This window comes from Sphingomonas sp. jy18, from assembly GCF_056931895.1.
In genome coordinates this window covers 78,622-103,994 of the sequence record NZ_JBXPBT010000008.1, presented here as the reverse complement: position 1 = coordinate 103,994, position 25,373 = coordinate 78,622, and the positions used below count along the sequence as shown (strand labels likewise).

At 66.4% G+C, this 25,373-nt stretch carries 22 protein-coding genes; 8 read left to right on the top strand and 14 right to left on the bottom strand.

Translation table 11 applies throughout. The annotated features are described in order from the left end of the window. Positions 1-50 precede the first annotated feature (50 nt). The 6 genes from AC0QC4_RS15330 to AC0QC4_RS15305 form a co-directional block, all read right to left on the bottom strand. Positions 51-569 carry a hypothetical protein gene (locus AC0QC4_RS15330; RefSeq protein ID WP_483660819.1) on the bottom strand — a complete coding sequence of 173 codons (519 nt, stop codon included), beginning with the start codon at positions 567-569 and terminating at the stop codon, positions 51-53. A gap of 14 nt (positions 570-583) precedes the next feature. Continuing rightward, on the bottom strand, positions 584-1,324 hold the full coding sequence (fabG, locus tag AC0QC4_RS15325; protein ID WP_483660817.1) for a 3-oxoacyl-[acyl-carrier-protein] reductase: 741 nt from the start codon (positions 1,322-1,324) through the stop codon (positions 584-586). A gap of 2 nt (positions 1,325-1,326) precedes the next feature. Then, entirely contained in the window at positions 1,327-3,306 is a 1,980-nt protein-coding gene (locus AC0QC4_RS15320) for a beta-propeller domain-containing protein (RefSeq protein WP_483660815.1), read from the bottom strand. Positions 3,307-3,384: 78 nt separating this feature from the next. Continuing rightward, complete coding sequence (gene fabD, locus AC0QC4_RS15315) at positions 3,385-4,356, bottom strand: ACP S-malonyltransferase (RefSeq protein ID WP_483660813.1); 972 nt, start codon at positions 4,354-4,356, stop codon at positions 3,385-3,387. Positions 4,357-4,374: 18 nt separating this feature from the next. Beyond that, positions 4,375-4,806, bottom strand: coding sequence for a GxxExxY protein (locus AC0QC4_RS15310; RefSeq protein ID WP_483660811.1), 432 nt, complete (start codon positions 4,804-4,806; stop codon positions 4,375-4,377). A 45-nt stretch (positions 4,807-4,851) separates the two neighbouring features. Beyond that, a complete protein-coding gene (locus tag AC0QC4_RS15305) occupies positions 4,852-5,742 on the bottom strand; it encodes an LD-carboxypeptidase (protein WP_483660809.1) in 891 nt (296 codons plus the stop codon). 44 nt (positions 5,743-5,786) lie between these two features. Here AC0QC4_RS15305 and AC0QC4_RS15300 point away from each other — a divergent pair, with 44 nt between their 5' ends. Both AC0QC4_RS15300 and AC0QC4_RS15295 read left to right on the top strand, forming a co-directional pair. Next, a complete protein-coding gene (locus AC0QC4_RS15300) occupies positions 5,787-6,287 on the top strand; it encodes a hypothetical protein (protein WP_483660807.1) in 501 nt (166 codons plus the stop codon). A 118-nt stretch (positions 6,288-6,405) separates the two neighbouring features. Continuing rightward, complete coding sequence (locus AC0QC4_RS15295) at positions 6,406-7,776, top strand: Mur ligase family protein (RefSeq protein WP_483660805.1); 1,371 nt, start codon at positions 6,406-6,408, stop codon at positions 7,774-7,776. A gap of 64 nt (positions 7,777-7,840) precedes the next feature. Here AC0QC4_RS15295 and AC0QC4_RS15290 read toward each other — a convergent pair whose 3' ends face one another. Next, complete coding sequence (locus AC0QC4_RS15290; protein WP_483660803.1) at positions 7,841-9,085, bottom strand: S8 family serine peptidase; 1,245 nt, start codon at positions 9,083-9,085, stop codon at positions 7,841-7,843. 278 nt (positions 9,086-9,363) lie between these two features. Here AC0QC4_RS15290 and rpsF point away from each other — a divergent pair, with 278 nt between their 5' ends. The 4 genes from rpsF (at position 9,364) to AC0QC4_RS15270 (ending at position 14,532) form a co-directional block, all read left to right on the top strand. Then, a complete protein-coding gene (gene rpsF / locus AC0QC4_RS15285; RefSeq protein WP_483660801.1) occupies positions 9,364-9,732 on the top strand; it encodes a 30S ribosomal protein S6 in 369 nt (122 codons plus the stop codon). Between the two features lie 2 nt (positions 9,733-9,734). Beyond that, entirely contained in the window at positions 9,735-9,959 is a 225-nt protein-coding gene (gene rpsR, locus AC0QC4_RS15280) for a 30S ribosomal protein S18 (protein WP_483660799.1), read from the top strand. A gap of 12 nt (positions 9,960-9,971) precedes the next feature. Further along, complete coding sequence (rplI, locus tag AC0QC4_RS15275; protein WP_483660797.1) at positions 9,972-10,559, top strand: 50S ribosomal protein L9; 588 nt, start codon at positions 9,972-9,974, stop codon at positions 10,557-10,559. Between the two features lie 1,822 nt (positions 10,560-12,381). Next, complete coding sequence (locus AC0QC4_RS15270) at positions 12,382-14,532, top strand: TonB-dependent receptor (RefSeq protein ID WP_483660796.1); 2,151 nt, start codon at positions 12,382-12,384, stop codon at positions 14,530-14,532. A 117-nt stretch (positions 14,533-14,649) separates the two neighbouring features. Here the strand turns inward: AC0QC4_RS15270 and AC0QC4_RS15265 are convergent, their stop codons facing one another. The 4 genes from AC0QC4_RS15265 to AC0QC4_RS15250 all read right to left on the bottom strand — a co-directional run bounded on the left by AC0QC4_RS15265 (position 14,650) and on the right by AC0QC4_RS15250 (position 19,437). Next, entirely contained in the window at positions 14,650-15,111 is a 462-nt protein-coding gene (locus AC0QC4_RS15265; protein WP_483660794.1) for a peroxiredoxin, read from the bottom strand. Beyond that, a complete protein-coding gene (locus AC0QC4_RS15260; RefSeq protein ID WP_483660791.1) occupies positions 15,111-17,813 on the bottom strand; it encodes a bifunctional [glutamine synthetase] adenylyltransferase/[glutamine synthetase]-adenylyl-L-tyrosine phosphorylase in 2,703 nt (900 codons plus the stop codon). The genes AC0QC4_RS15265 and AC0QC4_RS15260 overlap by 1 nt, the downstream gene beginning before the upstream one ends. Positions 17,814-17,887: 74 nt before the next feature. Continuing rightward, positions 17,888-18,583: a sigma-70 family RNA polymerase sigma factor gene (locus tag AC0QC4_RS15255; protein ID WP_483660789.1), complete on the bottom strand. Its 696-nt coding sequence runs from the start codon at positions 18,581-18,583 to the stop codon at positions 17,888-17,890. Between the two features lie 53 nt (positions 18,584-18,636). Continuing rightward, entirely contained in the window at positions 18,637-19,437 is an 801-nt protein-coding gene (locus tag AC0QC4_RS15250; protein ID WP_483660786.1) for a response regulator, read from the bottom strand. A gap of 196 nt (positions 19,438-19,633) precedes the next feature. Here AC0QC4_RS15250 and AC0QC4_RS15245 point away from each other — a divergent pair, with 196 nt between their 5' ends. Beyond that, a complete protein-coding gene (locus AC0QC4_RS15245; protein ID WP_483660783.1) occupies positions 19,634-19,951 on the top strand; it encodes a NepR family anti-sigma factor in 318 nt (105 codons plus the stop codon). 21 nt (positions 19,952-19,972) lie between these two features. Then, positions 19,973-21,718 (top strand): sensor histidine kinase, encoded by a 1,746-nt coding sequence (locus tag AC0QC4_RS15240; RefSeq protein ID WP_483660782.1) that lies wholly within the window; start codon positions 19,973-19,975, stop codon positions 21,716-21,718. Here the strand turns inward: AC0QC4_RS15240 and tgt are convergent. The 3 genes from tgt to AC0QC4_RS15225 form a co-directional block, all read right to left on the bottom strand. Continuing rightward, on the bottom strand, positions 21,690-22,820 hold the full coding sequence (tgt, locus tag AC0QC4_RS15235) for a tRNA guanosine(34) transglycosylase Tgt (protein ID WP_483660780.1): 1,131 nt from the start codon (positions 22,818-22,820) through the stop codon (positions 21,690-21,692). The two genes, AC0QC4_RS15240 and tgt, sit on opposite strands and share 29 nt — an antisense overlap. Before the next feature lie 34 nt (positions 22,821-22,854). Beyond that, positions 22,855-24,531: a hypothetical protein gene (locus tag AC0QC4_RS15230; protein ID WP_483660778.1), complete on the bottom strand. Its 1,677-nt coding sequence runs from the start codon at positions 24,529-24,531 to the stop codon at positions 22,855-22,857. A 187-nt stretch (positions 24,532-24,718) separates the two neighbouring features. Next, on the bottom strand, positions 24,719-25,246 hold the full coding sequence (locus AC0QC4_RS15225) for an outer membrane beta-barrel protein (protein WP_483660776.1): 528 nt from the start codon (positions 25,244-25,246) through the stop codon (positions 24,719-24,721). Positions 25,247-25,373: the final 127 nt, after the last annotated feature.

Genomic DNA, 25,373 nt, shown 5'->3' with positions numbered 1-25,373 from the left:
GCACTAGAGGGCGGCGCGGAGCGGCGCAAGGGGGGAGCGAAACTGCGTGGTCACAAGCTCGCAAAAGCGGCGCGGGTGCGGATGGCGGTATAGCGCGCGGCGAAGAATTCCCCGACGAATTCGCCATTGCGCTCATCAACGGTGACGCCGGCCTGCGCGAGCAGGGCCGACAGGCGACCGACATCCGCTTCGGCGATGCCCTGCTCCACCCAACGCTGCGCGGTCTCATCGTCGACGGCGTCGAAGGCGGTCGCGAGCCTGGTCAGCTCGTCGGTGCTGAACGGGGCATTGGCAATCAACTGATCGTAAAGCAGCCGCGCCACGCTGTAGCGCCGCGCCGCCTGCTGCGCCGCATCGTTCCAGCCATGCGCATCGGTGCACGCCTGCAACGCGGCGCGCAGGGCCGCCTGCAGCGATTCCGATGGCGGACGGTCGGCACGATAGGCGTCGTAGAATTCGGCACGCTGCCCGTCGTTGAGCAGATCGACCACGCAATCGACGCCTTCGGCAGCGGTGGCGGGGGCAGCCGCTGCAAGTGCCCATGCCGCCAGCAGGCTCGCGGCAGGCATGCGCCAGACGTGCCTCATATCATCGCCATCCCGCCGTTCACGTGCAGCGTCTGGCCGGTGACATAGCCGGCCTCCCGGCTGGCGAGATAGGCCACCGCCGCGCCGATATCCGTGCCCTCACCCATCTTGCCGGCAGGGATGCGGGCGTTGAGCGCGTCCTTCTGCGCATCGGGCAGCGCGTCGGTCATGGCCGAGGCGATGAAGCCGGGGGCGACGCAATTCACCGTGATGCCGCGCGTCGCCAATTCCTGCGCCAGCGCCTTGGACATGCCGATGATTCCCGCCTTGGACGCGGCATAATTGGCCTGCCCCGGATTGCCGGTCACGCCGACGACGCTGGTGATCGAGACGATGCGGCCGAAGCGCGCCTTCATCATCGGCTTGGCGGCGGCGCGGCACAGGCGGAAGGCGGCCTCCAGATTGATGCGGATCACCTGGTCCCACTCATCGTCCTTCATCCGCATCGCCAGATTGTCGCGCGTGACGCCGGCATTGTTGACGAGGATGTCGAGCTTGCCGCCGAGCGCCTCGACCGCCTGCGGGACGAGGCCATCGACAGCGGCAGGATCGGAGAGGTTGCAGACGAGCTGGACATGATCGCCGCCAAGCTCCGCCGCGAACGCCGCAAGTTTCTCCGCATTGCTGCCCGACAGCGCCAGCCGCGCCCCCTGCCCCGCCAGCGCGCGCGCGATAGCCGAGCCGATTCCCCCCGAAGCGCCGGTCACCAGCGCGGTCATGCCTGTTAGGTCGAACATGTTTATTCCTCAGTCTGTCCCGGGGCCTGCCGCAGATCCCGTCGGCGCGGCGTAAAGTTGACCCGCCGCACCTCGCGGATGCGACCGTCGCTCATCGTGCCCTCGACCAGTTCATAGCCCAACAACGCAAAGATGCGAGAGCCGACAAAAATAGGGCGGGCATTGCCATACCAGTCAACACAAGAGGCAAGGCAGTGATCGTCCGAAGCAGCCATGCCCGGTCCGGCATCCAGTTCGCCAGCATTGGTGAGGCGACGGTTGGCGCGGCGCAGAAACAGGATTGACCCTCCGCTACGCAGAAAGTGCGGCCCATTGCCATCGCTCTGCCGCGTCACCGGTAGCCCCAACAGGCCCGAAGCCCCATCGGCAGAGTCTGTGTCGGGCCGGTAGAAGAAGGCGTGGCTGCGGTTTTCGCCTTCACCCGCGCCGGGCAGGGCAAAGCGATTGACGATGCTCGGGTTTGCATCAAGGCGCACTGATGTGAATGCAAGCGACCGGTTGGTGTTCTGCCCGATCAAGATCGCGTCCGCACCCATGCGGTCGATACGTGTCACCCGATGGCCCGGTTCGAGCTTGGCGACCGCGCCTCCGGCAAGCGGGACGACGTATGCCGCCTGAGTGCCTTCGCCATCCCGAGCGTGGCTCGCGGTAGCATAAACCAGATAATCGCCGACAAAGCGATTCTGCAGTCCGAACCCGTCAAGATCGGGCACATCTTGGTAAAGGTCGGCGCTAGCAGCACTGCTCCCTGAGCCGAATTGCGACAACGGAAGCCGCAACAGCGCCAACGCGCCGCTATCTGCAAATTCTGGGGCGAACATCGCATCACCGCCCCCAAAGGATGCGGTCAGCACATGCAAATAACCTCCGCGCTGCAGCAGAGAGAATTGATCGATCGGGCTACCGGCAACGATTACAGCTTGCGGCTTTCCGCCCGCAAGCGGCATGCGATAGAGCATTGCACGGTTGTCATCAGCATCATCAGCCCAATCGGTCCAGATGTAGACCGCATCTGCCGAGACATAGAAGGTGCGCGACCAGCCGCCCAAAACCACAGTCGCCGAACAATCCAAATTCTCGGCCGTCAGGTCGCATGTGGAGACCGTATGGAGCGTCTCGACATCATCGGGCCCTCCCGACCAGAACGGGTCGGCCATATAGACATCGCCATGATCGGCATATGGTACGAAGCGCTGCTTCTCTGCGCTGCCTGTCCACCTAGCAATCGCCGGGAGATCGTCCTCCAGCTTGCGCCCGCCGACCGGCAATGGCGAATAGACGATCAAGCGATTACCGATCAGACGCGAGGCATAGTTGCGGCCCGAATAATAATCAGCCGAGCGGATGTGGTGCGTGTCACGATAGCTCAGCCGGCCATCGCGGTTCAGTCGAAAGCGACTGATTTCTGTGCCTTGGCGCGCATAGCTGTAGCCGATGACCACGACGAGATTGCCGCTGACCAGCATCTCGTCGTACCATGCATCGGCAAAGTCCGAGCTTGTGCCCAGCGTGCCGGGATAGGCGTTGATCTTGTCAACAGTCCGCAGCCGGCCGTCTGCCAGCGAGACCGTGAATAATCGCCCTCGGCGGAGCACCACCAACAGATCGCCGCTGCGTTTGACGATGCCACCCTCATCGACACCTGCTGTCTGCACATTGGTGACGGAATCTGCGGCGGGTTCGCCTGCGCGTTCAGACGCCAGTTCCGGTGCCGGTACTGCTGCGGGCTCGGCCAGCATGGGAAGTGCGTTGAGCGAATCAGCCGCCGCTTCTTCGGCGACAGCCGGCTGATCATAACGCACCCTCGCTGACGCCAGTACCGCTTCAAGCTCAGCGGCGGAGGCAAAAGCGCGCATCGTCGAGCCTGGCGCGACTTGTCGTGCAAAAGGCGCTTGGTTACTGCCAAGCCATAAAGGCGATGTCAGCAGGACCGCCACCAGCAACCATTGACCAGTCGACCACCACCGCACCCAGTCCCGCATGGCCTACCTCCCTCGCCGCAATGTTACTCTATATCATAATCGATACAATAGAGAATGTTGCTTCGTCTGCGAAGAACCTTACAACTCCCTCAGCAGCCCCTCGATATCGTCCATCGTCACCACGCTGGTCGCATTCGCATCCGGCACGATGCGCTTGACCATCGGGGTCAGCACCTTGCCGCCGAATTCGACGAAGTGGGCGACGCCGGCCTCTGCCATATTGGCGACGCTTTCCCGCCAGCGGACGCGGCCGGTGACTTGCTCGACCAGTTGCGCGGCGATGGTGGCGGCGTCGGCCACCGGGGCGGCGGTGACGTTGGCGTAGAGGGGGACGAGCGGGGCGGTGGGCGGGTGCGCCTTGAGCGCCTCAGCCATCGCATCGGCGGCGGGCTGCATCAGCGGGCAGTGGAACGGGGCGGAGACGGGGAGCAGGATGCCGCGCTTGATGCCATGTTCCTTGGTCAGCGCGATGGCGCGCTCGACGGCGGCGGTGTGGCCGGAGATGACGACCTGCGACGGGTCATTGTCATTGGCGACGGTCAGCGTTTCCCCTGAGTCTTCGTCTTGTCTTCCCCCAGCGTGAACGCTGGCGACGGCAGCATCGCACAAGCCTTGCGCCTTTTCGATATCCGCGCCGAGCAGCGCCGCCATCGCGCCGACGCCGACCGGCACCGCGGCCTGCATCGCTGTCCCGCGCAGCTTGAGCAGGCGGGCGGTGGTGGCGAGGTCGAAGGCACCGGCAGCGCACAGCGCACTATATTCGCCGAGGCTGTGGCCGGCGACGAAGGCGCACTTGTCCGACAGGCGGACATTGCCTTCCTTTTCGAGCACGCGCAGCGTGGCGATGGCGTTGGCCATGATCGCGGGCTGGGCGTTCTCCGTCAGGGTAAGGTCGGCCTCCGGCCCTTCGCGCATCAGCGCGAACAGATGCTGGCCGAGCGCATCGTCGACCTCCTGAAACACCTCGCGGGCGACGGGGCTCGCCGCGGCAAGCGCCACGCCCATGCCGACGGATTGGCTGCCTTGGCCGGGGAAGATGAAAGCTCTCATGCTGATTTCCTGTTGGGTTCAAATGTCTGCATTGTTCACGCGGAGACGCGGAGACGCGGAGGGTTTATGGCCGTTGACGATGCGCTTCACACCTTCCCTTAGCGTCGCACCACCGAAGTTGATCAACAGCCCGACCGGCTTGTGCATCAGACGGAGGTAAGTGAGCAACTGCTTCGCGTGGGAGGCGGATAACCTTTCGACCGATTTGATTTCCACGATCAAGGTCTGGTTGACAATCAGATCGGCGCGGAAGGCACCGTCGAAACGCTGACCTTCAAAGATGATGTCGACAGACTTCTGACGTTCGACCAGATAGCCAAGCCCGACCAGCTTACCCGCCAAAACCGTTTCGTAGACGCTTTCAAGCAAGCCCGGACCCAGATCGCGATGGATCCGCAACGCGAGGTCAAGCACGTCCGCGCTGATGTCATCAACCGCCCGCTCGATCAAAGCCCCTCCGCGTCTCCGCGTCTCCGCGTGCACTGTGTTCGGAAATTACCCGCCAAACCGCCCGAACGGCACGACCTTGTTGCCCGCATAGTGGCCGATTTCGGCGCGGCCGCCGTAGCGGATGTTGGCTCGGGCGCACCAGTCCTGGGCGATGCCGACTTCGTCCTTGCCGTAGGGGCGGTCGTTTTCCTTGATATCGGTAACCTGCCCCAGCCGGATCTCGGCGGGCGGGCTGCGCCATTGGGCGGTGGTGAGCGCGAAGAAGCAGCGGTCGACGGCGTAGAGATATTCGCCGACTTCCTCGACCATCAGTACATGGCCCGAAAGGTCCGGCCACAGCGGCGTGCCGACCATCATCGCCGCACTGATCAGGTTGAAGGCGGCATAGCGCTCCCCTGCCCTCAAGCCCGGCTCCAGGCTGCGCGGGTCCTTGCGTGCGAGCCAGGCGACGGCGCGCATCCGCGCTTCCTCCGATCCGTCGATGACCATCGGGCCATGGCAGAGGTGCGGGAAGCCGGCGCGATAGAGCAGCGCCAGCATGTAGCTGGCATCGCTGTAGCCCATATAGGTCTTGGCGCGCGCCGCCGGGCCCAGCAGCGGCAGCACATCCTGCGCGATGCGACCCGCGCCATAGCCGCCGCGCGCGAACCAGATCGCGTCGATATCCTCCCGATTGGCCATTTCGACAAAGGCGGCGGCGCGCTGCGCGTCCGACCCGGCGAAATGGCCATGCATCGCGGCATCGGGAACATGGGTGGTGTCCGACAGGACGAAGCCGGTTTCGCCGCCGACCTCATTGGGCGCGCGCGCGAACACCTGCGGATGCCAGACCAGCTCGACATCGGGGAAGTGCGCCGCGACCATCGCGTTGGCGCGCTCATAATGGCTGGGCAGCAGATAGACCGAAGGGGCGACGATGCCGATTCTTGTTGTCACAGCCACTTCCCCGCTCCAATTCGTCACCCTTCGGCAGGCTCAGGGTGAGTGCTTTTGCCGTTAACAGCCTTGGTGTAATTCCCCAATTTATTTTCTGCGCGATCATGCTAGTGACCGGCAATGGCAGCATCCGCGATCCATTGGGTCATCATTGCAGCATCCATGGCACTTTGGGCCGTGCCGTTAGGCATCATTTTGCGTCGACTTGGCTTCTCTCGATGGGTGGCATTGGCCGGGGCAATTCCTGTTGTTGCCATCCTCATCATCGCCTTCGCAAAATGGCCGATACCAGACGCCCGCGACAATCAGTGGGGGCGGCGATGAGCGTACAGCTTGTTTTTTGGGTGCTGTGGATCGCGCAACTTCTGGTGATTATGCGCGCATTGCATCGACTTGGGTTTTCACCGTTGTGGGCGGCTGTTGGGATTTTTCCGTTGGCCGGAATGGTCGCCTTGTGGATTTTGGCGTTCGTGCGCTGGCCAATCCGCGATGCCAGAGAACTATCTGCACAAGGCGGCGATGGCTTGGCCGACACGTTTAACTAGCGAGCCATCGCTTCACGAATAGCATATGAGCTATCTCTTTGACGGCGTTTGCACTCAAGCTGAGCTCGTAGAAGGCAGCGCAATTGCGCACTCAGGCAAAAACCCATAGCGGGGCGGCATGAGTGAGGCAAAACGCTATTTCTTCTGCGGTATCGGCGGATCCGGGATGCTGCCGCTGGCGATGATCGCCCGGGCGCGCGGGGCAGAGGTGTGGGGCAGCGACCGCAGCCTCGACCAGGGGCGGACCGGCGACAAGTTCGGCTGGCTGGAGCGGCAGGGCGTACGGCTGTTCGCGCAGGACGGCAGCGGCCTCGACTCCGCGCAGCAGATACTGGTCGCCTCCGCCGCTATAGAGGACAGCGTGCCCGACGTCGCCCGGGCCAAGGCGCTGGGCGCGGCGCGGATGACGCGGGCGGAGCTCAACTCCGCGCTGTTCAATGCGGCGAGCGACCGCATCGGGGTGGCCGGGACCAGTGGCAAGTCGACGGTGACAGGCATGATCGGCTGGATCCTGCACCGGGCCGGCCGCGCGCCAACGGTGATGAACGGCGCGGTGATGCGCAACTTCTCCGGCCCGGACAATCCCTATGCCAGCGCGCTGCCGGGCGGCGCGGGCTGCTATGTCAGCGAGGTGGACGAGAGCGACGGATCGATCGCGCTCTACAATCCCACGGTCGCGGTGGTCACCAACATCAGCCTGGACCACAAGAGCCTGGCCGAGCTGCACGGGCTGTTCGGCGATTTCACGCGCAAGGCTGGCGTGGCGGTGGTCAATGCCGACGATGCGGAGAGTGCGCCGCTGCTTGGCGGGCGGGCGGTGACCTTTGGCTTCGCCCTGAGAGCGCAGGTGCGGGCGAGCGATTTTCGTGCCGAGCCGTTCGGCAGCCATTTCACGGTGCACGCCAATGGATCGAGCCACGGTGCCTTCATCCGCATGGCCGGGCGGCACAATGTCGCCAATGCCCTCGCCGCCATCGCCGCGGCCCAGGCGGCGGGCGTGCCGGTGGCGGAAAGCGTGGTGGCGCTTGCCGATTTCGCCGGATTGGCGCGGCGCTATGAAGTGGTCGGCAGCGCGCGCGGCGTCACGGTGATCGACGATTTCGCGCATAACCCGGACAAGGTCGCGGCAACGCTTGCCGCCGTGGCGACTCAGCCGGGCAGGGCGCTGATCTTTTTCCAGCCGCATGGCTATGGCCCCTTGCGGCAGATGGGCAAGGAACTGGCGACCAGCTTTGCCCGGGGGATGCGCGACGGCGACAGGCTGTGGGTGTGCGACCCCGTCTATTTCGGCGGGACGGTGGACCGCAGCGTCGGCAGCGAGACGCTGGTGGCCGACATCGTGGCGCAGGGTGGCGATGCCATGCATCTGCCCAGCCGCGCCGCCTGCGGCGACGCGATGCTGGCGGCGGCGCGCGCCGGGGACCGCATCATCGTGCTGGGCGCACGCGACGATACGCTGACCGAGTTTGCCGCCGGGCTGCTGCGCTGACTGGGCGCACGCAAAAAGGGGCGGCAATCGATGCCGCCCCCTCCGTCCGAATATAGAACGCGGATCAACGCACGCCAATGACGTCCGGCTGACCATCGGGATCGTTGATCGCGGTGCCACCATTGCGGACCGGGCCGAGCAGGAACAGACCAGCAAGGTGCGGGGTCGCCATCGACGTTCCCGACATCGTCTCATAGCCGCCGTTGAGCGATGTCGAGAGGACCGACACGCCCGGCTCCGCATAGTCGACCGGCGGATTGTTGAAGTTGGAGAAGCTGGCCCAGACGTCGTTCCGGTCGACTGCCGAGACGGTATAGATATTGGCGCCATTGACCCGGCCCGGGGACGACAGATTGGCGTCCCGTGCTTCGTTGCCCGCCGCAAGAGCAAAGACGATGCCACGGCTGGCGGCATTGACCACGGCAGTATCCAGCGCCGCCGACGTGCCGCCGCCGAGGCTCATGTTGGCGACATCGCCCGCGCGGCCATTGGCTGCGACATAATCGACCGCGGCAATGATATCCGCATAGGACCCTGTGCCACGCCGGTTGAGCACGCGCACCGCGACGACGGTTGCGCCAGGCGCAACGCCGACGACACCGATGCTGTTGTCGCGCGCGGCGATGGTGCCAGCGACGTGCGTGCCATGGCCGTTCAGATCTTCAGGCGAGGTTTCGCGCGAGACGAAATTGCGGCTGCGCGCAACATCGACGTTGAGATCGGGATGGTCGAGATCGATCCCCGTGTCGATGACCCATGCCGTCCCGGTCGCCCCGGCGACGCCGCCCCCGACGCGGGTAATGCCCGCCGGAATGGTCTGTGCAGGCTGCGTGCCGCCACCGCCCCCGCCCGGCCGGGCCGCCGCCTCGACCGGGAAGATCAGCCCTGCGACCTGATCCTGCTCGCAAAACGCGATGTTCGGATTGTGCGCACGCATTCTTTCGATGCCTTGGGCCGAGGCATTGACGGCAAAGCCCTGCAACGCGACCGAATAGACGTGGCGCACGGAGCCGCCGCCAGCCTGGGCCGAACGATTGGCCTCGCTTTGTGCCGCACCGCGACCGACGGACCCGGGGCGGAACACGCAGATATAGCTGTCGGCAATGGCTTGCCCTGGTGCTGAGTCGGCTGCGACGGCAAGCGTGGCCCTGCTGGCCGCGGATGCGCCGCCGGAATTTTTGGCACTGGTACCGGGCAATTGGACAAGCCAGCCGGTGCCGCCGTCACCGGCAATGCCGCCTGCCGCAGCAATGGCGAGGCCGGCGAGCCCGACGACACCGACAGCGCTGGCAATCATCAGTTTTTTCATTGTTGCTTCCCTCTTCCAGATTGTGACCATCCCGAAACTGTCGAAGACTATCATTGGCAGAAACTTTGAAAAGCATTTTACATGTTCAATTGCATTTTTACCGTCGACCGGCATGCGACCTCGCCTGCGACCTCAACCCTTGCTTTTCGGCAGTCGATCTGTATAGGCGCCCGCTTCCGCACGTTGGATCGTGGCGGAATCAGAAGACCCAGACGACAGCCGGAGGGGTTCGGGCATGGTGCCCGCGCCAGCGATCGGCCAACGCAAGGATAAACAAGATGGCTCTTTACGAGCATGTCTTCCTCGCGCGTCAGGATCTCAGCCAGGCGCAGGTCGATGCGCTGGCCGAGGGAGCGACGGGCATTGTGGAAGAGCGCGGCGGCAAGGTCGTGCGCACCGAGACCTGGGGTCTCAAGCAACTCGCCTACAAGATCGAAAAGAATCGCAAAGCGCATTTCGTGCTGCTGGCGATGGATGCGCCGGGCGACACCGTTGCCGAAATCGAGCGTCAGGCGTCGATCAACGAAGACATCATCCGCTACATCACCATCCGCGTCGACGAACATGAAGACGGCCCGTCGGTGATGATGCGCAAGGGCGACCGTGGTGGCCGTGGCCGCCGCGACCGCGAAGAGGGAGGCGAATAATCATGGCACGCGCATTTTTCCGCCGCCGCAAGACCTGCCCCTTCTCCGCCAAGGACGCGCCGCGCATCGATTACAAGGACGTGCGCCTGCTGTCGGGCTTCCTGTCCGAGCGTGGCAAGATCATGCCCAGCCGCATCACCGCGGTATCCACCAAGAAGCAGCGCGAGCTGGCGCAGGCGATCAAGCGCGCCCGCCACATTGGTCTGCTGCCCTTCATCGTCAAGTAAGGAGAGCCCGACATGGAAATCATCCTGCTTGAACGCATCGACAAGCTGGGCGGCATCGGCGATGTCGTCTCGGTGAAGGACGGCTATGCCCGTAACTTCCTGTTGCCGAACAAGAAGGCGCTGCGCAGCAACGCCGCCAACCTGAAGGTGTTCGAAGCCAACCGCGCCCGAATCGAAGCTGACAACGCGGCCCGCCGCGACGATGCGCAGAAGATCGCCGGCACGGTCGAAGGCGCCAAGGTGGTGCTGATCCGCCAGGCGTCGAACGCCGGCCAGCTCTATGGTTCGGTCAGCGTCCGCGACATCGTCGAAGCGCTGCACGAAGCCGGCCACACCGCCGTTTCCAAGGCGATGGTGGTGCTGGAACGTCCGATCAAGTCGCTCGGTCTGGTCGACGTGCGCGTCAACCTGCACCCCGAAGTGGCGGTGACCGTCTCGGTCAACGTCGCGCGCTCGCCCGACGAGGCCGAGCTGCAGGCGCAGGGCATCAACGTCATCGACCAGCAGTTTGCCGAGGAAGAAGCCGAAGCCGCTGCTGCGGCGGAGGAATTCCTGGAAACCCAGGCCGAAGCCACTGCCGAGCAGGACGACGCTGCCTGAGGCAGCCCGGTCTTGCCGACATCGAAAAGGCCGCGCTCCCGAGGGGGGCGCGGCCTTTTTGTTTGGCTCGACGCTGGAGCTCGCTGTGCCGGGGCTGCAGTTCGCCGTCACGTAACGCCGCGCCGGCCCCTCCCCCACCCTGCGGGTGGTCCCCCTCCCCGTGCCGGGGAGGACCTGGATGACGCCGCGCCGGCCCCTCGACCACCCGCCCCTTCGTGCTTCCCCTACCGCAAGCGGTAGTGCAGCGGGTGGTTCCCCTCCCCGTGCCGGGGAGGATCTGGATGCGCCGATGGCGCAGCCGTGTATGCCACGCTGCGGGATGTGGTGTCTCGGGTCGGTCGTCCCTTGAACAGGGTTTACGGCCGGTGCGTCCTAGCCTTGACGCTCGCAAGGGGTGGACGGGTAACGGTTATGCTCGGGCGCGTGTACGAACGCCCTTGAAGGGTGCGCCAACGGTCACGTGCCGGACTGAAAGAGGCTTTCCGGAGCACGCCCCATCCTATTCGCCATGAGCCGGACCAACTTACCGGTTGATGACGACTGCTTCAGATGTGGAGCCGGTTCGAGGCCGCGTCTCCCGCTGCAGCGCTTGTGGTTTGGTCCCGCCCGAGGCCTTCGAACGATTCCGCACCGGCCGCCCCGCCACAGCTTCTGGCCCACCTGTGCCTCTGGTCGCCTTGCCCCCTTTCGGGCGCGCAGCCGGCAAGTCCCTTTGCTCCGCGCTGTCCTCCTGCCCCCTCCTCTTCGAACCGGGAGGGCGCGGGCCGCATCTCCCTGAGCCGGGAGGCGGAGTCAGCCCTGCCGCGTTCGCTTGCGAACGGGAAAGGCCAAGACCTGCCGCGTTCGCCTGCGAACGGGAAAGGCCAAGACAAAGACAGCCACGGCGAGACGGCAGGGTCCGCTGTGACGGGCCTGTGCGCCTGACCGGGCCGCTAAACCCGGTGGACGCGTCGGTGCGTATAACCGATTTGGTTCATCTTGTCAAGATGGGCGTGCCGATTGAGGCTTGGCGCTGTGTTGCTTCATCTCACACAAAGGCACGAAGGCACGAAGCGGGGCTGTGCCGCGGAACGGTGTTTCCGGTCGGCGGTGCGGGAGGGGCTGCGGTCGTTGGCGAGGCTGGCATTGCCAGACTGCCGGATCTTTGTGCCTTTGTGCCTTTGTGTGAGATTTTCTGGTTCACGCGGAGACGCGGAGACGCGGAGGGGGGAGCAGGAATATTTCACGCAGAGGCGCGGAGGCGCGGAGAAGAGAAAGAATAGGGTTCGCGCAGAGGCGCAGAGGGCGCAGAGGGCGCAGAGGATTTGCGCTGATCCGCGAAGCGGTTTGTCTTTTGCCCGGTCGGATTGGACTGCGGGGTTGAGGGATTGAGGCGGCTTCGCCGCATGGCTTCTCTGCGATCTCTGCGGTTTTCTTCCTCTGTGCCTCTGTGTGAACCCTTTTCTTCCCCCACGCCTCCGCGTCTCCGCGTCTCCGCGTGAACCCTCTCCACTCTGCGCCTCTGCGCCTCTGCGTGAACTATTTCCGTCCCATCGGCCAGGTGCGCGATCGCGGCTGGGAGGCTGTCTGACCAAGTTGGGTCGTAACCCTGAGCTTGTTGGAGGGCCTTTTGCAATGTTGAGAAGCGCCCTTCGACAGGCTCAGGGCTACGGGTTCGGGTTTGGAGTTCGGGTTCCCTCTCGCACAGGAAAGCGAGGGGCGATCGGTGCTGTCTCCTTGGCCGGGCTGCGGTGGATTGCGGCGGTAGAGCGACGGAATGGGTTGCCAATGTTATCTTATATCATTACTCGCGGCGCAAACTCGTCTCTCCCGGAGTGAATTCGTGCGTCTTTCCCTGCTGTTTGCCCATACCGCGCTTGCCTCTTCCGCACTTGCCCTGCCCGCGCTCGCCAGTGCCCAGACGGCGCCCGCACCGGTGCAGAATGCGCCGGCGGATGATGACGATGTCCATACCACCGACGACAGCATAATCGTCACCGCGCCCTATGTCCGCAGCCTCGACCTGTTCGGCACGGTGGGCGTGGTGCAGGGCGACGAGCTGGCGCGCGATATCCGTACCCAGATCGGCGACACGCTGGCGCGGCAGCCCGGGGTTTCGGCGACCAGCTTTACCCCCGGCGCCTCACGCCCGGTAATCCGCGGCTTCCAGGGCGAGCGGGTGCGCGTGCTGATCGACGGCATCGGCTCGATCGACGCCTCCAACACCAGCGCCGACCATGCGGTCGCCTTCGACACGCTGACCGCCGAGCGCGTGGAGATCATCCGCGGACCGGCGAGCCTGCTGTTCGGATCGTCGGCCAGCGGCGGCGCGGTCAACATCTTCGACCGCCGCATTCCGCGCAGCGTGCCGGACGAGGCGGTGCATATCGACGGACTCGCCACCTATGGCAGCGCCGCCGACGAGCGATCGGGCGCGCTGTCGATCGACGTGCCGCTGACCGCCAACCTGGTTATCCACGCGGACGGTGCCTATGGCCGCAGCGACGATATCCGCATCGGCGGGTTCCAGATCGCGCCGGGGCTGCGCGCCGATCTGCTGGCCGATGCCGCCGAGGAGCGTGCCGCGGGCGAGACCGAGGAAGCCGACGAGCTGGAGGAAGCCGCGAACCAGCGCGGGCGCCTGCCCAACAGCGCGACCGAGACCTGGTCTGCCGCCACCGGGCTGGCGTGGATCACCGACGGCGGATCACTGGGCGTTTCGGTCAGCTATTTCGACAGCAATTATGGCGTGCCCGAGCGCCCGGGCGCGGGCCATCATCATGGCGAGGACGGCGGCGGCGATGCCGAGGAAGAAGCGCCGGTGACCATCGGGCTGACCCAGTGGCGCGCCGACTTCCGCGGCGAAGTGGCGCTGGGCGACGGCTTTTTCGAGACGCTGCGCGTCCGTGGCGGCTTTGCCGACTATGAGCATATCGAGTTCGAGGGCGACGAGGTGGGCACCCGCTTCCTCAACCAGGGGCTGGAGGCGCGTGCCGAGCTGGTGCAATCCGACAAGGGCGGCTGGCGCGGCGCGAGCGGCGTGCAATTTTCCCACCGCGATTTCAATGCGATCGGCGCCGAGGCGTTCGTGCCGCAGAATGACACCGAGCAGTTTGCGCTGTTCACGCTGCAGGAGTTCACATTGGGCGCGATCGGCATCGAGGCGTCGGCGCGCTATGAGACGACCAGCGTCGGATCGACCGTGCTGGGCATCGAGCGCAATTTCGACGCACTGTCGGGCGCGATCGGTATCAGCCACACGCTGGGCAGCGACGACACCAGCAAGGTGGGCGTGACCGTGTCGCGCACCGCGCGCGCGCCGGCCGCGGAGGAGCTTTTCTCCGACGGGCCGCACATCGCCACATCGCAATATGAAATCGGCGACCCCGACTTCGGCCTGGAAAAGGCGTGGAATGTCGAAGCCTATGCGCGGCTACAGGTGGGCGGCGTGCGCGCCAACCTGTCGGGCTTCATCAGCTGGTTCGACGGCTTCATCTTTGAAACGCCGACCGGCGAAGAGGAAGACGATCTGCCGGTGTTCCAGTATTTCCAGCGCGATGCCCGCTATTATGGCGCCGAGCTGGAACTGACCGCGCCGGTCGCGCAGTTCGGCGGCTTCACCCTGACCGCCGAGGGCGTGGCGGACGTGGTGCGCGCCGAGCTTAGCGGCAATGGCGGCGACCTGCCCCGCATCCCGCCGCTCAGGCTGCGTGGCGGCCTCGAGCTCGCCAACGACGTGCTGAGCCTGCGCGGCGAGGTGGAATGGGCGGACGACCAGACCCGCATCGCCGATTTCGAAACCGCCACCGACGGCTTCACGCTGGTCAACCTGGCCGCGTCATGGAAGCCGCTGGGCCGCAACGGCGGGCTGACGCTAACCGCATCGGCCAACAACCTGTTCGACGTCGATGCGCGGCGGCACGCCAGCTTTACCAAGGACTTCGTGCCGCTGGCCGGCCGCGATGTGCGGGTGACGGCGCGGGTGAGCTTTTAGGGCTTGTCGTGTCTGGAATGAGCCGCAGTGCCGAGCTTGTCGAAGCACGCCTCGCCGAGAGGCGCCCTTCGACGGGCTCAGGGCTACGGGTTTGGGTGACGGCTTTGGCAGCGGCGGTCAGAGCGCCTGGGCGGCGGCGAGGACTTCGGCGGCGTGGCCCTTGACCTTCACATTGTGCCAGATGCGCGCGCAGGCGCCGGTGGCGTCGAACAGCAGGGTGGCGCGTTCGATGCCCATGTAGCTTTTGCCATACATGGATTTTTCGACCCACAGCCCCCAATCCTCGATGACGCTGCCATCGGCATCCGAGGCGAGCGTGACGGTGAGGCCGTATTTTTCCGCAAATTTGGCGAGCTTGGCCGGCTTGTCCTTGGAGACGCCGACAATTCTAGCGCCGAGTGCGGCAAATTCGGTGTTCAGGGCGCTGAAATCCTTGGCTTCGTTGGTGCAGCCGGGGGTGTCGGCCTTGGGGTAGAAATAGACCACCAATGGCGCGCCGGTGAGCGTGGCGAGATCGACCGCGCTGCCATCGGCAAGGACCAGCGGGGAGGACGGGATCATGTCGCCTTCGTTGAGCATCAGGCTTCTCCTTTGCGAATCACGGACCACCACGCCGCCACCTCCTGCCGCGCATCGGCATAGGCCGCAAGCAGCCCATCCCAGCCGGCGTCGCCATGGCCGCAGACATGGGCGATGCGGGCGCGGGTCTCGTCATCCGCGGGCTCCGACTGCGGCGCCATCAGCCGCAGCGCGACCAGCATCCGCCCCATCAGGTCCATCGCGGGCGGGATCGACGCGGGCGCGAGGCCGGCGGCGACGAGCTGGCGCAGCGCGACATTGAGGCGCGGATCGAAGCCGGTGCGGTGCAGCAGCTGGCGGCTGTGGATGGCGAATTCGCAGTCGACGAGGCCGCCATCGACCAGCTTGACGTCGAGCGGCCCCCTGGCCGGCTTGTGCGCGGCCATGTCGGCGCGCATCTTGACGATGTCTGAGAGGGTGACGGCGGCATCGCGCGGCTGGCGCAGCACCGCGTCGATGATGCCATGCAACCGGTCCCGCGCGGGCGGGGAGCCGAACAGCGGGCGGGCGCGGGTCAGCGCCATATGCTCCCACGTCCAGGCTTCCTCGCGCTGGTAGCGATCGAACGCATCGAGACTGGCGACGAGCGGGCCCTGATTGCCCTGCGGACGCAGCCGCACATCGACCTCGTACAGCCCGCCAGCGGCGGTGGGCACCGACAGGGCGGCGATGACGCGCTGGCCGAGGCGGTTGAAATAGGTGGTCGCGCCGAGCGGGCGGGGGCCGTCGGATTCGGCGTGGATATCCCCCGTGAACAGCAGGATGAGATCGAGATCCGAGGCGTGGGTCAGCGCCCTGCCCCCGAGGCGGCCCAGCGCGAGGATGAGCAGCTCGCTGCCGGCGATGCGGCCATGCACGGTTTCGAACCCGGCGATGGTGGCGGCGGCCAGCCGGTCGACCGCAGCGTCGGCGATGTCGGCATAGCCGCGCGAGACCATCAGCGCATCGCGTGCGCCTTCGACCAGTTGCACGCCCAGCGCAAAGCGATGTTCCCCGACGACGCGGCGGACATGATCGAGCCCGCGTTCGTAATCGGCCGGGCCGGCCGCCATCCGCCGCGCCAGCGCGACCGGCGCGGCGGGTTCTGCAAACACGCTGGCGTCGATCAGCCCGTCGATGAGATCGGGCCGGGCTGCGAGATCGGTGGCGAGCGCCGGGGCGTGGGCGAGCACGGCGACCAGCGTGGCGAGCAGTTGCGGGCGGGCAGCGAGCAGGTGGAAGAAGTTGATGGCGCTGGGCAGACCGGCGATCAGCCGATCGAAGCGCGCCAGCGCGGCGTGCGGATCGGCCGCGCGGCCAAGGGCGGGAATGAGCGCCGGCAGCACCTGTTCGAGCGCCTCGCGCGCGGCGGGACTGCGCAGCACGCGCATGCTGCCGCTGCGCCACTCCTCGATCCGGCGCAGCGCGTCGGCGGGCTCGGCAAAACCGGCGGCATGCAGCCGCTCGGCCAGCGCATCGGGCGCCTGCGGCCAGTGCGGGGCGACGGCCGCACCGGTGCTGCCGATCAGCCTGTCGAACTGGGCGCCGACATCGGCGACCACCGGATCGAGCAGCGCCAGCAGCGCGGCGCCATCGTCAAGGCCGTGCAGGCGGGCGACGGCGTCGAGCGCGTCGCTGCGCTGCGGCAGGCTGTGCGTCTGCTGGTCGTCGATCATCTGCAGGCGATGCTCGATGGTGCGCAGGGTACGGTAGTGCCCCTGCATCTGCGTGGCGACGGCGGGAGGGACATGGCCGGCATCGGCAAGCGCCGCGAGCGCGTCGAGCGTGGCGGGCGCGCGCAGGTGCGGATCGCGGCCGCCGTGGATCAACTGCTGCACCTGCGCGAAAAACTCGACCTCGCGGATGCCGCCGCGACCGCGCTTGAGATCATAGCCCGGTCCGAACGCCTGGCCCGCGGCGTAGGCGCTGCGGATGCGCTGCGAGATATCCCCGATGCGGCGGATCTGGCCGAAGTCGAGGCTGCGCCGCCAGATGAAGGGCTGGATGGAGGCGAGGAAATGCGCGCCGAGCGCCCGATCCCCCGCGCAGACGCGGGCGCGGATGAAAGCGGCCTGTTCCCAAGCCTCTGCCTGCGACTCATAATAAGAGATGGCAGCATCGACCGGCAGTGCGATCGGCGTGGCCTCGGGCGAGGGGCGCAGCCTGAGATCGACGCGCAGCACATAGCCGTCGCCAGTGCGGGCGGCGAGCAGATCGACCCAGCGGCGGGCGATGCGCACCGCGGCGTCGACCGGATCGTCGCGCTCGCGGCGCGGCAGGGTGGCGGGATCGAAGATCAGGATCGGATCGATGTCCGACGAATAGTTGAGCTCGCTGCTGCCCTGTTTGCCGAGGGCAATGACCGCAAAGCCGCGCACCGGCTCTCCCGGCGCGCGTTCGGCAAAGGCCTGCGCCAGCGCGGCATCGCATGCGGCATCGGCGAAGGCGCTGAGCCTTCCGACGGTCGACTCGAAATCCTGCTCGCCCGACAGGTCGGCGAGCGCGAGCAGCAGCGCCAGATCGTTGCGGCGGCGGCGCAGCAGGCTCTCGACGTCCCCGGCGGCATCGAACGGCGTTAGCGCCGGCCATGCAGCGTCGACGCCCCCTGCGACAAATTGGCCGGTGAGGACGCTGCGCCGCTCGGCGAGCATGGCCAGGAACGGCGCGTTGGCGATTGCACGCGCGAGGGCGGCTGAGCGCCGTGCAGGGCCATCGACTGTCATGCCCCAGCGGGGTGCCGCCAAATGGCGTGCGAGGCAAGGGTGGAAGGCGTTGAGGAGCGCGCGGTGCGCGGCGGTCAGCGGTCGCTGATCGCCTCTACCTCGCTCATGATCTCGGCCATCGCTTCCGACCCACCGAGATCACCGCTGAGCCGCGACGGCAGCGAGCCGCTGGCGATGATTTCCTCGAGCGCGGTGCGCCCGCGTGCCACCCGGCTCTTGATGGTGCCGACAGCGACACCGCAGATTTCCGCCGCTTCCTCATAGGCAAAGCCGCCCGCGCCGATCAGCACCAGCGCTTCGCGCTGCGCCGGGGGCAGTTGCTGCATGGCGCGGTGGAGATCGGCGAGTTCGACATTGCGATCCTGCGACGCGGGGGCCGCGAGCACGCGATCGGCGACCAGATCGTCCCACTCGCCACGGAAACGGTTGCGCCGCATCTGCGAGAGGAAGACGTTGCGCAGGATGATGAAGGTCCAGGCGCGCATGTTGGTGCCGGCCTGAAAGCGGCGGCGGGCGTTCCATGCCTTGAGCAGCGTTTCCTGCACCAGATCGTCCGCAAGGTCGCGCGAACCCGACAGCGAGCGGCCGAAGGCGCGCAGGTGCGGGATGACCGCACCGAGCTCGGCACGGAATGCATCGTCGTCGAGCCACGCGTCGGGCACCGCGTCATCGTCGGCCCGGTCCGCAGACGGGGCGGCGGCGGCTGCAGTCGCAGCTTGTGCATCAGCGGAATCACCGCTGGAGGCTTTTCTATCCGTCACGATCGTCATTCGCTGGTTGCCTGCTGCTCAAGGGGGTAAGCAGCAAGAAGGAAAACAGTGGCTTACAGCGCCGGTACCGTCGAGGTATCGAAGAACAGCGCCTGCGCGATGCTGGCCTTCAGGGTCGACTGCTGGAAGGGCTTGGTGATGAGGAAGGCGGGCTCTGGCCGCTGACCGGTCAGCAACCGCTCCGGGAAGGCGGTGATGAAGATCACCGGCACGTCGGTGACCGAGAGAATGTCGGAGACGGCATCGATGCCCGAGCTGTCGTCGGCAAGCTGGATGTCGGCCAGCACCAGGCCCGGCTCGGTATCGGCGGCCATGGAGACCGCCTCGTCACGGGTGACGGCGATACCGACGACGTCATGGCCGAGATCGCGCACGATCGATTCGATATCCATGGCGATGATCGGCTCGTCTTCGATGATCAGCACGCGGCAGCGGGTCTGGCGGTCGATCTCGGCGAGTGCATCGTTGACGAGGCCGTCGACCTCATCGGCATCGACATCGACGATCACGGCGATGTCGGCGTTCGAGAAGCCTTCGAGCGCGTTGAGCAGCAGCGCCTGGCGCGACAGCGGGGTGATCGCGGCGAGACGGGCGCGGGCGATGGCTTCTTCATCGCCGACATCGGCAACCACGCTCGACAGGCCATCGCCGACATGCGTCGAATTCCAGATGGCATGGAACTGGCGATAGAGCCCACGACGCGGATCGCCCGCCGGGAAGTCTTCCGGCGCGTCGACGATCGACTGAAGCGTGGCACGGACATGGGCATCGCCGCTGGCCTGAGACCCAGTCAGCGCGCGGGCATAACGGCGGAGAAAGGGGAGATGCGGGGCAAGCGATTGGCCTAGCGACATTATCTGATCCTGCTGTTGGTCCTGCGCGGTAATCCGCTGGTCCTAAACCCAGCATCGCACCTTTGGTTCCAGCCGCACAATGACAATGGTGGGCAGAGCCGAAAAAAATTTGCGGGCTGCACCGCGACGGTGGAACAATTCACATCACTGTATGTTCGAGCATCCAGTAGCAATTGCAGCCGTCAGGGACCAGAGGATGCACGGCCCGAATTTCGTCGTTTCCGAAGACATACCCGTTGGCTATAGCGCGGCATCGCATGTCAGCGACGGCGTTGCCGACAGGGGAATAGAGGCATTGAGCATCGATCGCGACCCATCCTCCGGCCAGCCGAAGTCCGCCAGCACCAAGCCCGAGGCCTGCCCGGAACCTGACGCGCCGAATGGCGAGTCCCCGGACGGCGACACCGGGCTCGACGCCGACAATCTCTCCCAATCCCTTCGACAGGCGTACGAAAGCACGCTCAAGGAGGAGATACCGGACATGCTGATGGACCTGCTGCGCAAGCTCGACTGAGCCGAGCCTGTCGCCCATGTTTTGACCCAGCCCACCACCTTGCCGACGCAGTCGCCCCCGCCCATTCCGTCTCAGCCGGCCCTGGCCGGCGACGCTGCGGCGCTGGCCGGTGCGCGCGTCAGCCGGCGCTGGTCGACCGGCAAGCTGCTGTTCGTGGTGCTGACCATTGCGCTTGCCCCGCTTGGCGCCATCGCCTTCGGCGCGGCGACGCGCACCATCGGCACCAGCGACGTCGAGCGCGAGATGCTGCTGCAGGTCGCGGTGAACGAAACCGCGCAGAGGGTGACCCGGCTTCTCGATGCCGATTCCACCCGCCTGATCCAGACATTGCAGGCGGTAACGCGGCGGCAGGTGCGCAGCGAGCCCAGCGGCATCGAGATGCCCGATGCCGTCAATGCCGAACCGGCAGCCAGGTCCGCCGAAGAAAAGCGCGCCGATGCGATTGCGGCGGCCTGCACCGCGGCGGCGACCGAATTTCCCGGTGGCGGGGACAATCCATCGGCGCAGATCATCGGCGCGTCGACCGGCAGCGACCTGTGCACGAGCGGCGTGCCGTCGCTGGTCGAGGCCGCCGGGCTGTCCACCGGCAAGGCCGTGCTCGACGAGCGCAACCAGCGGCTGATCTATGCGCTGGCGCCGGTCGGCACCGACGGCATGGCGGTGCTGGTCTATCCGCTGACCCTGTTCGAGCGCATCATCGGCGAAAGCAACCGGCTGCCGCCGCATCGCGTGGTGCTGGCGGGGCGCACCGTCCAGCATGTCTACAGCGATACCGTCGGCGACGTCTCCCAGGCGCTGCTGATGCAGGCGGAGGCGCCGATCGGCCAGACCGGGCTCGACCTGCAGCTTGCCGCCTCCCGCTCCTGGCTGAATGGCCCCGAGATCATCGGCCTGGTCACGCCGCTGGGCATGTGGCTGCTCGCAGCGCTGCTGAGCTGGCTGGTCGTCGACCGGCTGCTGCTGACGCCGATCCAAAAGCTGAGCCGGGCGATGCTGCGCTACCAGCCGGGCGACACGCTGGCGCCGCAGGGCCATGGGCTGTTCGCGGCGGGGGAAGTGGATGGCTTGCAGAGCTCCTTCGAGCGGCTGACCCAAAGCGTAGCGGCGGACCGCGCGGCGCTCGATGCATCGCTGGACACGCAGCGGGCGCTGACCCGCGAAGTGCACCACCGGGTCAAGAACAACCTGCAGATCATTGCCAGCCTGATCAGCCTGCACAGCCGCGATGCGCAGACGCCGCTGGAAACCGCGGCCTATCGTGGCATCCAGCGCCGGGTCGATGCGCTGGCGGTGGTGCACCGCCATCTCCACGCCGACATCGAAGACATAAAGGGCATCGCGCTCGGCACGATGCTGGGCGAATTGTCCGTCGGCCTGCGCCACGGGCTGTCATCCGAATTCGGGCAGGTGCGGGTCGATGTCGCGGTCGATACCGCGCAGGCCGATCAGGATGTGGCGCTGCCGGTGGCATTCCTGGTCACCGAGCTGATCGAACTGGCCTGCCTGTGCGACCCCACGGCACCGATCGCGATCGACCTGCATCGCCGATCCGCGCAGCTTGCGACACTGTCGGTGCGCAGCGCGGGGCTGGTCAGCTGTGCGGACAGGGCCGGGAAGCGCTTTGCCAGCTATGAGCGGGTGCTGGGCGGCCTCTCCCGCCAGTTGCGCCAGCCGCTGCAGATCGACGAGACGCTGGGGCGTTACAGCATCGACGTGCCGGTACTGCCGCCGGCGGGTTTCATCCCCGAGCCAGATAGTCCGTCCTGAACGCAGCGACGAAGGCGGCAAAGCGGCCTTCCGCTATCGCGGCACGCATCGCGGCCATCAGTGCCTGGTAGAAATGGAGGTTGTGCTGGGTCATCAGCATCGCCCCCAGCATTTCGCCCGAGCGCACCAGATGGTGGAGATAGGCGCGGCTCCATGTCGCGCAGACCGGACAATCGCAGCGCGCGTCAAGCGGGCCCTGGTCTTCGGCGAAGCGCGCATTGCGGATGTTGATCGGGCCGGACCAGGTGAACGCCTGGCCGTTGCGGCCCGAGCGGGTGGGCAGCACGCAATCGAACATGTCGATGCCGCGTTCGACCGCGCCGACCAGATCGTCGGGCTTGCCGACGCCCATCAGGTAGCGGGGCTTGTCCGCAGGCAGTTGGCCGGGCGCATAATCGAGCACGCCGAACATCGCCTCCTGCCCCTCCCCCACCGCGAGGCCGCCGACAGCATAGCCATCGAAGCCGATGTCGATGAGCGCCTGGGCCGAGCGCAGCCGCAGGTCCTCATCGAGGCTGCCCTGCTGGATACCGAACAGCGCGGCGCGGGCGGCGTGGTCGGTGCCGCTGTCGAACCCGTCGCGCGAGCGGCGCGCCCAGCGCATCGAGCGCTCCATGCTGGCGGCGGCGCGATCCCGGTCGACGCCGCTCGGCGGGCATTCGTCGAAGGCCATGACGATATCCGACCCGAGCAGGCGCTGGATTTCCATCGAGCGTTCGGGCGTGAGCATGTGGCGCGAGCCATCGAGGTGCGATTTGAAGGCAACGCCCTCCTCGCTCTGCTTGGTCAGCGCCGAGAGGCTCATCACCTGATAGCCGCCGCTGTCGGTGAGGATCGGCCGGTCCCAGCCCATGAACCGATGCAGGCCGCCGAGCCGGTCCATCCGCTCCGCCGAAGGGCGCAACATCAGATGATAGGTGTTGCCGAGGATGATGTCCGCGCCGGTGGCGCGCACTTCCGCCGGGCGCATCGCCTTGACCGTGGCGGCGGTGCCGACCGGCATGAAGGCGGGCGTGCGGATGGTGCCGCGCTGCATGGCAATGCTGCCGGTGCGGGCCGCGCCATCGGTGGCGTGGAGAGTGAAGTCGAAGCGGGGAGCCATGGTGCAGGCCGCATAGCTGCGGGGCCCGGCGCTGTCATCCTTGCTGCGTGGGTGGCATGCTTTCGGCGACGTCGCGCAGATTGACGGCATGGCGCAGCGCGTTGAGATGGTCGGCCATGTCGGTTCGGTCGAGGGGGTAATAGAGGGTGCGCTTCTGCCCCTTTTCATCGGGCACTACGCGCGGCTGATCGCTCTCCCAATAGGCGGTGTGCGCGATGATATTGCCGAGCGGCGCGCCGGAGACGGGCACATCCTCCACGCCCTGACCGAACAGCCGCTGCATCGGCCCGCCAACCAGATCCCCCCAGATAATGGCGCGGACGGGGAAGAAGAGGTTGGTCCAGCGGGTAAGGCCGAACAGCGCGCCATGATGGAACATTCGCCGGCCCGGTGCGCCATAGCTCAGATTATGGTCCTGCGACGCGGCGGGCGGGCAGGTCGGGAATTCGCGTTCGCCGGTCTTGCGGGCGAAGCTTGCGGCGAGCGCCGCGCCGCCGGAACCTTCCGCCAGCAGGAAATCGGCCTGCGACAGCGGGCTGCCGAGCGTGACGAAATCGGTGACGATCCAGCGCGGCGGCAGATCGCCCTCGAACCAGTTTTCCCGGGCAAGCGCCTTGGCATCGAGCGCGCGGATGAGCGCGCGGCCGCGGTTGCGCCAGGCGCTGCGCTGCGGGGCCGTCCATGCGGGCGGGGGCGGCACCGGCTCGTCGGGGCCCGCAGTGGTGACGCCGAAATTGTCCTGCACCACCGCGTCCTGACCCAGCGCGTGCGGATCCCCCAGCAGCGGCGCAACCTGGCCCCAATAGGCGCGGAGCATATCATAGGCGACGACCGTGCCGAGCGAGTGGGCGACGACGATGATGCGGTCATATTTGGGCTGCTTGCCCCAGCGCTGGGCGTGGAGACGGCGGAGCATTTCCGCCCCGTTCGAGCAGATGCTGCGGCGTACCGCGATGTTGCTGGGGGCTGCGCGCAGGTAGCGGGCCGCGTCACCGGCGACGGTCAGCAGGAAGAACCAGTTGAGCAGAACGAACAGCGCGAGGCCGGCCAGCGCGACGATCAGCCAGCCGGGCGCGCCGAGCGCCATCGGCCATTTGCCCGGATCGGCAACACCGCCCTGCAACCCCGGCAGCCCGGCAAGGGCAAGCACCCCGGAGACAAGCGCCAGCAGCGCGAGGCCGCGCCAGCCCATGGTGAAAAAACAGAGCAGGGCCGCCGCGCCCCAGGGCAAGGCGACCGCCATGGTGCCCGTGGGTAATTCACCGACCCAGTCGAGGAGCAGGGTAAGCAGCGCGAGGCTGCCGCACAGGATCCAGAAGGCGAGCAGACCGCCGAAGATGAACCAGAGGGCGCGGATGCTGCGTTGCATGCCCGACGGCCCCTTGCGGACCAGTTCGAACAGCCACATCGGCACTGCCGCGAGGCGCGATTCGGCCATTTCCGAGGCCCAATAGCATTCGTGAAAATCGATCACGCGGGTATCGGGCTTGCCATTGGCGTCGACCGAGCCGACCGTAGCGGTGACGATGACCGGCAGGTCGATATCCCCGACATCGCGATCGAGCTTGGTCCACCAGCGGCGCGGGATCGAGTCGCCAGGCTGCGGTTCGACATCGCCGTACAGCGCCTTGACGATCGCGCGCACGGTGGCGAGCGGGCGCTGGTTGCCCATGCCGTGCACCATCAGCACCGCGGTTCTTGCCCCTGCCATGCGCCTGCCCTCCCCGTCCCCGGCCAGAAGCCCGAAGGATGACACGGAAAGGCCATGGTCGCCACGTGACCAACGTCACGTCAGGGTGCGTTAGCGTGCCGGGGCGACGGCGAACGCGGACACGAAAAAGGGGGCGATGCCGATGCACCGCCCCCTTCTGCGTCAGATCGGATCGTCGGAGCGACGATCAGAACTTGAAGACGACGCCAGCGGTTGCGCGGACGGTGTCGAACGAAATGGTATCGACACCGACGCGCAGGCGGGCCGGGCCTTCGCCCAGGCCGAACTCGCCACCGACACCGACCAGATAGTCGCCGTCGGTGTCATCGAGGCCGACAACCGCCGGAGTAACGAAATTACCCAGATCGATGTTGACCCACTGGTAGCCGCCCTTGACGAACAGCTGGCTGGTTTCACCGACCGGGAAGCCGAGGCGGGCGGCGACGCCATAATCGCTGTCGATGGCGTTGGTGCCGAGGTGGAAGTTGCCTTCGATGCCCAGCTTCAGCGATTCGGCAACCGGGAAGTCGACGCCGGCGACGACACCGTAGATGGCGCCATCATCATCGCTTACGCCCGAGACGCCGAGATTGTGATAGCCGCCCGACAGGCCGATGTAGGGTTCTGCCGTCGGAGCGGTATCCTGCGCCTGCGCGCCGGTCGCGAAGGTAAGTGCGGCAACGGCCGAGGCGGCGAGGAGAGAAAGCTTGGTCATGGAGAAATCCTTCTGCTTTTGCTGATGCCCGCGCCGGCCAGCCATTGAACTGCCTGTGCCCCGCGGACAGCAGCATCTAACCCGAGCGACCCTGCCTGGTTCCTGAACAAAAGTTCATGCACGTGAC

Bases quoted from the DNA above. Each gene is read 5' to 3' on its own strand.
- AC0QC4_RS15290 (WP_483660803.1), bottom strand. From the start codon at position 9,085: ATGAAAAAACTGATGATTGCCAGCGCTGTCGGTGTCGTCGGGCTCGCC.
- rplI (WP_483660797.1), top strand. From the start codon at position 9,972: ATGGAAATCATCCTGCTTGAACGCATCGACAAGCTGGGCGGCATCGGC.
- tgt (WP_483660780.1), bottom strand. From the start codon at position 22,820: ATGGCTCCCCGCTTCGACTTCACTCTCCACGCCACCGATGGCGCGGCC.
- AC0QC4_RS15330 (WP_483660819.1), bottom strand. From the start codon at position 569: ATGCCTGCCGCGAGCCTGCTGGCGGCATGGGCACTTGCAGCGGCTGCC.
- AC0QC4_RS15320 (WP_483660815.1), bottom strand. From the start codon at position 3,306: ATGCGGGACTGGGTGCGGTGGTGGTCGACTGGTCAATGGTTGCTGGTG.
- AC0QC4_RS15250 (WP_483660786.1), bottom strand. From the start codon at position 19,437: ATGTCGCTAGGCCAATCGCTTGCCCCGCATCTCCCCTTTCTCCGCCGT.
- fabG (WP_483660817.1), bottom strand. From the start codon at position 1,324: ATGTTCGACCTAACAGGCATGACCGCGCTGGTGACCGGCGCTTCGGGG.
- rpsR (WP_483660799.1), top strand. From the start codon at position 9,735: ATGGCACGCGCATTTTTCCGCCGCCGCAAGACCTGCCCCTTCTCCGCC.
- fabD (WP_483660813.1), bottom strand. From the start codon at position 4,356: ATGAGAGCTTTCATCTTCCCCGGCCAAGGCAGCCAATCCGTCGGCATG.
- AC0QC4_RS15245 (WP_483660783.1), top strand. From the start codon at position 19,634: ATGCACGGCCCGAATTTCGTCGTTTCCGAAGACATACCCGTTGGCTAT.
- AC0QC4_RS15225 (WP_483660776.1), bottom strand. From the start codon at position 25,246: ATGACCAAGCTTTCTCTCCTCGCCGCCTCGGCCGTTGCCGCACTTACC.
- AC0QC4_RS15230 (WP_483660778.1), bottom strand. From the start codon at position 24,531: ATGGCAGGGGCAAGAACCGCGGTGCTGATGGTGCACGGCATGGGCAAC.
- AC0QC4_RS15265 (WP_483660794.1), bottom strand. From the start codon at position 15,111: ATGCTCAACGAAGGCGACATGATCCCGTCCTCCCCGCTGGTCCTTGCC.
- rpsF (WP_483660801.1), top strand. From the start codon at position 9,364: ATGGCTCTTTACGAGCATGTCTTCCTCGCGCGTCAGGATCTCAGCCAG.
- AC0QC4_RS15255 (WP_483660789.1), bottom strand. From the start codon at position 18,583: ATGACGATCGTGACGGATAGAAAAGCCTCCAGCGGTGATTCCGCTGAT.
- AC0QC4_RS15295 (WP_483660805.1), top strand. From the start codon at position 6,406: ATGAGTGAGGCAAAACGCTATTTCTTCTGCGGTATCGGCGGATCCGGG.
- AC0QC4_RS15260 (WP_483660791.1), bottom strand. From the start codon at position 17,813: ATGACAGTCGATGGCCCTGCACGGCGCTCAGCCGCCCTCGCGCGTGCA.